The 4,820-nt window shown below is 67.8% G+C and carries 6 protein-coding genes; 3 read left to right on the forward strand and 3 right to left on the reverse strand.

Translation table 11 applies throughout. From position 1 onward, the window contains the following. The 3 genes from CG747_RS46690 to CG747_RS46700 form a co-directional block, all read right to left on the reverse strand. Positions 1–291, reverse strand: a 291-nt coding sequence (locus CG747_RS46690; RefSeq protein WP_374701907.1) for an N-acetyltransferase family protein, incomplete at its 3' end; no start/stop codon positions are given. A 114-nt stretch (positions 292–405) separates the two neighbouring features. Beyond that, on the reverse strand, positions 406–834 hold the full coding sequence (locus CG747_RS46695; protein WP_100607935.1) for a pyridoxamine 5'-phosphate oxidase family protein: 429 nt from the start codon (positions 832–834) through the stop codon (positions 406–408). A 127-nt stretch (positions 835–961) separates the two neighbouring features. Beyond that, positions 962–1,798 (reverse strand): NAD(P)H-binding protein, encoded by an 837-nt coding sequence (locus tag CG747_RS46700; protein WP_100607936.1) that lies wholly within the window; start codon positions 1,796–1,798, stop codon positions 962–964. An 82-nt stretch (positions 1,799–1,880) separates the two neighbouring features. On the opposite strand from CG747_RS46700, the gene CG747_RS46705 reads away from it, so the two are divergent. The 3 genes from CG747_RS46705 (at position 1,881) to CG747_RS51270 (ending at position 3,888) form a co-directional block, all read left to right on the forward strand. Next, positions 1,881–2,873: an AraC family transcriptional regulator gene (locus CG747_RS46705; protein WP_100607937.1), complete on the forward strand. Its 993-nt coding sequence runs from the start codon at positions 1,881–1,883 to the stop codon at positions 2,871–2,873. A gap of 605 nt (positions 2,874–3,478) precedes the next feature. Then, positions 3,479–3,646, forward strand: coding sequence for a CsbD family protein (locus CG747_RS46710; protein ID WP_374701908.1), 168 nt, complete (start codon positions 3,479–3,481; stop codon positions 3,644–3,646). Between the two features lie 47 nt (positions 3,647–3,693). Beyond that, positions 3,694–3,888 carry a DUF2795 domain-containing protein gene (locus tag CG747_RS51270; protein ID WP_374701909.1) on the forward strand — a complete coding sequence of 65 codons (195 nt, stop codon included), beginning with the start codon at positions 3,694–3,696 and terminating at the stop codon, positions 3,886–3,888. The last annotated feature ends 932 nt before the right edge of the window (positions 3,889–4,820 follow it).

The following is a 4,820-nucleotide window of genomic DNA, read 5'->3' on the forward strand; positions in this document are numbered from 1 at the left end:
GACGTAGAAGTTCGTCACGTAACCGAGAGCCTCCGAGTCCGGGTATGGACTCGGGACCTTCTCCACCAGACACACGAATACGTGACCACAGGGTCGACCGCCCACTTCCGCGAGCCAGACACGCCATGGCCCGGTCATCCGGGCACGCAGCCACCCCTCGCACTCAGCGACGAACTCCCCTTCCTCCTGCGGGACTTCATCACTTCCCTCCTCCACCTTGAATTGCCAGCGCATGGCCGCCAGCGCAGGCGCATCGTCGGGCTTGGCCCGACGGATAACGACGTCGCTCATGGCCGTACTCTTGCAGGCCCATCCGCCTGGCCTGAAACCGCGTCATGACGCACGCCTCGTTGGCGTTGACGCGGCGACCCGTCGGTGCCTCACGTGAACAGGTTGTCGCGGAGGTCACAACGTGTAGCGGCTTACGGTCTCTGGGTGGATGACGAGACGAACCCAGTCTGCGGCCAGGATCCCGGCGAGATCGTCGGCGCGGGCCGGGTCGTCGAGGTCCCAGTAGCGTGCGGCCAGGCGAGCGCACAGGTCGTGTGCTCCGTCGGGTTCCACCGTGGTGCGGCCGGCGACCGACAGCCAGCGCTCGCGTTCGCCCACTGGGGCGGCGACGACGATCGAGGCGCGGGGGTCGCGGCGTAGACGCCGCACTTTGAGCGACTCCGGGTCCGTGAACAGTTGGATCGTGCCCTGGGCGGTGGCCTCGAACCACACCGGCCGGGGCTGTGGCGGGAGCGGCCCCCCAGCCACGGACAGAAACCCGTACAGGGGGCGTCGGAGGAACTCAAGGTCCTGGGTGGTCAGCGAACTGGCGTCGGTGCTCATCACGGCCCTTCTGGTGGACGAGGGGGCATGGTTGCGAGGTCAAGCAGCTCACCCGCTGTCGGGCGGGCATCTGGGGGCGCGGCGCTTTTCATCGATCGGCGTCCTGCGGGCCGGAGCCGCCGGCGGATCATCGCCGCCAGGCTCCCGCGGCTGCGGTCCGCGCGGCGTAGTCCTCAAAGGTTCGCGGCGCCCGTCCCAGCACGGTGACGAGGTCCTCGGTCGTCGTGGAAATCAGTCCGCGTTCCATCAGCACGAACATCTCGGCGACGTGGTGGGCATCGTCCTCGCCCAAGCCCTGATCGACCAGCGTCGCGGCGTATTCGGCGGGGGTGATCTGCCGGTAGCTGAGGGGCCGCCCGGACGCCCGGGAGATCAGCTCAACCGCCTCACCGAAGGTGAGCGCGCGCGGCCCGGTCAGCTCGTAGATTCGTCGGGCGTGCCGGCCGGTCTCGGTCAACACCGCTGCCGCAGCGTCGGCGACGTCCTCGACGTCGATGAACGGCTCGGGAACAGTGCCGGCAGGGAGCGCCAGTTCCCCGGCGACCAGCGGGGCGTGGAAGACGTCCTCGTCGAAGTTCTGAGCGAAGTTCGACGGTCGCAGGACGGTCCACTCCAGTGCCGAGCCGCGTACGGCGTCCTCGGCCGCGCGCATGTCCAGGCCGAAGGTGGAGTCGCCCCAGGTGTCGGCGCCGCGCCCGGAGAGCAGGACCAACCGCTGCACTCCGGCTGCTTCGGCCCGGGCCACGAACTCGTGCACGGGGCCCGGCACGGGCGGGGCCACCACGTAGGCGACGGCGATATCCCGCAGGGCCGCGTCCCAACTGCCGGGGTCGGACCAGTCGAACCGGGTCCGGCTCGATCGGGAGGCGGCGCGCACCGGCGTGCCGCGCAGCCGCAGCCGGGCGGCGATCCGCCGGCCGGTCTTGCCTGTTGCGGCGAGGACGAGAGTGGTGTCGTGGCGCATGACACCGATTGAACACGGCCGACTCGGACGATCCCATGGGTGAGAGTCCGGATCACCTGTGTATCCGTCTAATCTTGGTGGGATGGACGTGTTCAGTGACCTCATCCGCGGGGTGCGGGCCCACGGCTCGTTGTTCGGCAGTTCGACCCTGTGCCCGCCCTGGGCCCTGCACTTCGTGGACGGTGCGCCACTGACCCTGTGCACCGTCCTCACCGGGGCCGGCTGGATCGTGCCGGAGCACCGTCCGCCCGAGCCGCTTCGCGCCCGCGAGACGATCATCGTGCGCGGCCCCGCGACCTTCACCTTCGTCGACGAGGTCGGCACCCGCGCCGAACCACTCACGTGCGGCGAGCGCTACGCGACACCCGAGCAGGGCGGGACCCGGAACCGGCTTGGCTGGCACGACTGCGGCGGGGACGCCGGTGACGGCGCCGGTGCGACGACCCTGATCGTCGGCGCATATCCGGTGCGCGGCGAGATCAGCCGCCGGCTGCTGGACGCGCTGCCCGTCGTGCTGCGCGTGGGCGGCGGGGACACGGCCGACCCGGTGCTGGACCACCTCGCCGCCGAGGTCCGCGTCGACGCACCGGGCCAGCAGGTGGTGCTCGACCGGCTGCTGGACTGGATGTTGGTCTGCTCGCTGCGCGAGTGGTTCGACCGGCCTGGCGGCGAGCCTCCGGGCTGGTGGGCCGCCCAGCGAGACCCAGTGGCGGGCGAGGCACTGCGCCTGCTTCACGCCGAACCGGCGGCACCATGGACGGTCTCTACACTGGCCGAGCGCACCGGGGTGTCGCGTTCGACGCTGGCCAAGCGGTTTGCCGACCAGGTCGGCGAACCGCCACTGACCTACCTCACCCGCTGGCGCATGACACTCGCGGCAGACCTCCTGGTCGAGCAGCAGTCCGCGACCATCGCGGACATCGCCCGCGCCGTGGGCTACTCCGACCCGTTCGGGTTCAGCGCGGCGTTCAAGCGCGTCCGAGGCGCGAACCCAAGCGAGTTCCGACGCACCGCGACCGCTGCCTCCCCGGCAACCGAGCGGCCCATGCCAGCCCCCACCACCCCGGCCGACTGACCGCCCGAACTGCGGACGAGGCAAGCCAGGGTGCGATCTACTCCGAGCGGCATGCCGAGACCGGCTGCATCCGATCAGAATCACCCATCGGCCGAGTCACCTGACGGTCTTCAGCCCAACGTCGCGCTGCGGTCGGCCCGTTCACCGTCCTGCCGGAAGCCGCACACCGCTCCACCTTCGCCTCCGGCGCCGAACCCGCGGAACTCCCTCGGGCTCTCGTCGCACCGGCAACCCCTTCGACGACATCGCTCCCTGTGACGCGGCGGACCGAGCCTTCCATCTGCTGCCCGCAGCGCCCAAGACGTCGTACCACCGAACGACGCCGGGGCGCAGAGAGGACCGCGCCAGGTCACCATCAACACCGACCCGACGTCACCGAGACCTGATCAAGTTCGCATGACACGCCAAGCCCCGTCACAGGCGCCGCGAGAGATCTCGCCGAGGGGCGAGAAGAGCGCCTGAGATCAATCCTTGCGAATCATCACGAGCGTATGCTTGAACTCTGCGCGAGATGCGCCCTTTGACGCAAGATCCCAATCTGGACCTCGCCCCTATCGGAGCCCCCTACCATCATCCGAACGTCCCAAAAGGGGTGCGCAATGGGCATGAGGAAGAAGGTCAAGAGCGCCGGAGAAATAATCAAGGGAAAAGCAAAGGAGACTACCGGGAAAGCCCTGAGCAACAAAAGCCTAGAGAGGAAAGGGAGGGCAGAAAAGACGAAAGGGAAAGTACGGCACGTACTGGAGAAGGGAAAGGATGAATTGCGACACTGAGGGGCAGGCAACTGCAGATTCTCTTGACGGAGGCCGCAGAAATGCGCATGGAGACCGCGGAAATCGTCAGGACACTTTCCCGCTTTGATCAGTGGCCTACTCGTCCGCATGCCCTTGCACAGTATGCCGAGGACACCGGTGCAGACGACCTGCTGGTCGGGGTCCTGCGTAGCCTGCCCGATCACGCATACACAGACGTCGACGATGTGCGGACTACCCTCGCCAATCTCGCAGGACCCTGACCAGGACTGTCCGGAAGCACCCCACAATGAGCGTGGCGATTTCGGCTCCGCAGGTCGTGAGCAATCGGTTGACGAACGGCCGAGAGCCAAGACGCCGCGCGGCGTCGAGTTGGAGGTCGCGGAGCTGTTCGCTGAGGGAGGCGAAAGCACCGCTGGCGTTCACGGGGTCGGGACGAACGCGGCGACCAGGACCATGGACACGCCCGAGAATCCCTGCCGCACAGGGCACCACGCTGACGAGGGCGAAGTCGAGGGGAATGTCGGCGGCAACCGGGACAGCAACCGCCGCCCGCGGCGCCACACCGGATCCGGCCCCGTCGCCCGAGACCAGAAGGTCCACAGCACATCCGGGTGACGGGACCGGCCCACGGCCAGCAGATCCAATCGGCCGCCGCCGCACCACGACCGCCCTCTGTAGTAACCGCGCAGGCATTGGCGCGACGTACCTCCTGATAGGCGGCGCACTTGCGATCCGCTCACGCAAACACGCCGCATTGATCACGCCATCACCCCACGCAGCGACCAGCACACGAAGAGGCAGACTCCCAGCCCACGCTCATAGAATTCCTTATTGCCTTCGCCTTATCGCCGTAGCGTCGAAAGCGTCGCGGTAGCACACTCTCGACCCGATGCAGAGGAGGCGGAGATGAACCTGCAAGGCGTTCTTCCCTCGCCACCGCAAGAACGGTGGAGACCGCTGGGGCTGCGGAGACTGGAACGGCTACGGACGCGGTTGTGGCGACGACGACTACCGTCGCCGCGGCCGAGGCCGCGGTGATCGAGTCGTCATCATCATCACGTAGCGGCCTTGGCCACACCCAGATCCCGGGTACATGGCATGCCCACTTCGGGACCGACGAAAGCAGAGCAGCAAACCCCTAACAAGGACTGTTCGGTCCGTGGAACATCTCAGTGGGCGGTTCGTGAGCCTT

It is taken from the genome of Streptomyces sp. CB02959 (assembly GCF_002803155.1).
Taxonomy (GTDB): domain Bacteria; phylum Actinomycetota; class Actinomycetes; order Streptomycetales; family Streptomycetaceae; genus Streptomyces.

What these genes read in the sequence shown, in the direction of transcription:
- CG747_RS46695 (WP_100607935.1), bottom strand. Translation starts at nt 834, where the DNA reads ATGAGCACCGACGCCAGTTCGCTGACCACCCAGGACCTTGAGTTCCTC.
- CG747_RS46700 (WP_100607936.1), bottom strand. Translation starts at nt 1,798, where the DNA reads ATGCGCCACGACACCACTCTCGTCCTCGCCGCAACAGGCAAGACCGGC.
- CG747_RS46705 (WP_100607937.1), top strand. Translation starts at nt 1,881, where the DNA reads ATGGACGTGTTCAGTGACCTCATCCGCGGGGTGCGGGCCCACGGCTCG.
- CG747_RS46710 (WP_374701908.1), top strand. Translation starts at nt 3,479, where the DNA reads ATGAGGAAGAAGGTCAAGAGCGCCGGAGAAATAATCAAGGGAAAAGCA.
- CG747_RS51270 (WP_374701909.1), top strand. Translation starts at nt 3,694, where the DNA reads ATGGAGACCGCGGAAATCGTCAGGACACTTTCCCGCTTTGATCAGTGG.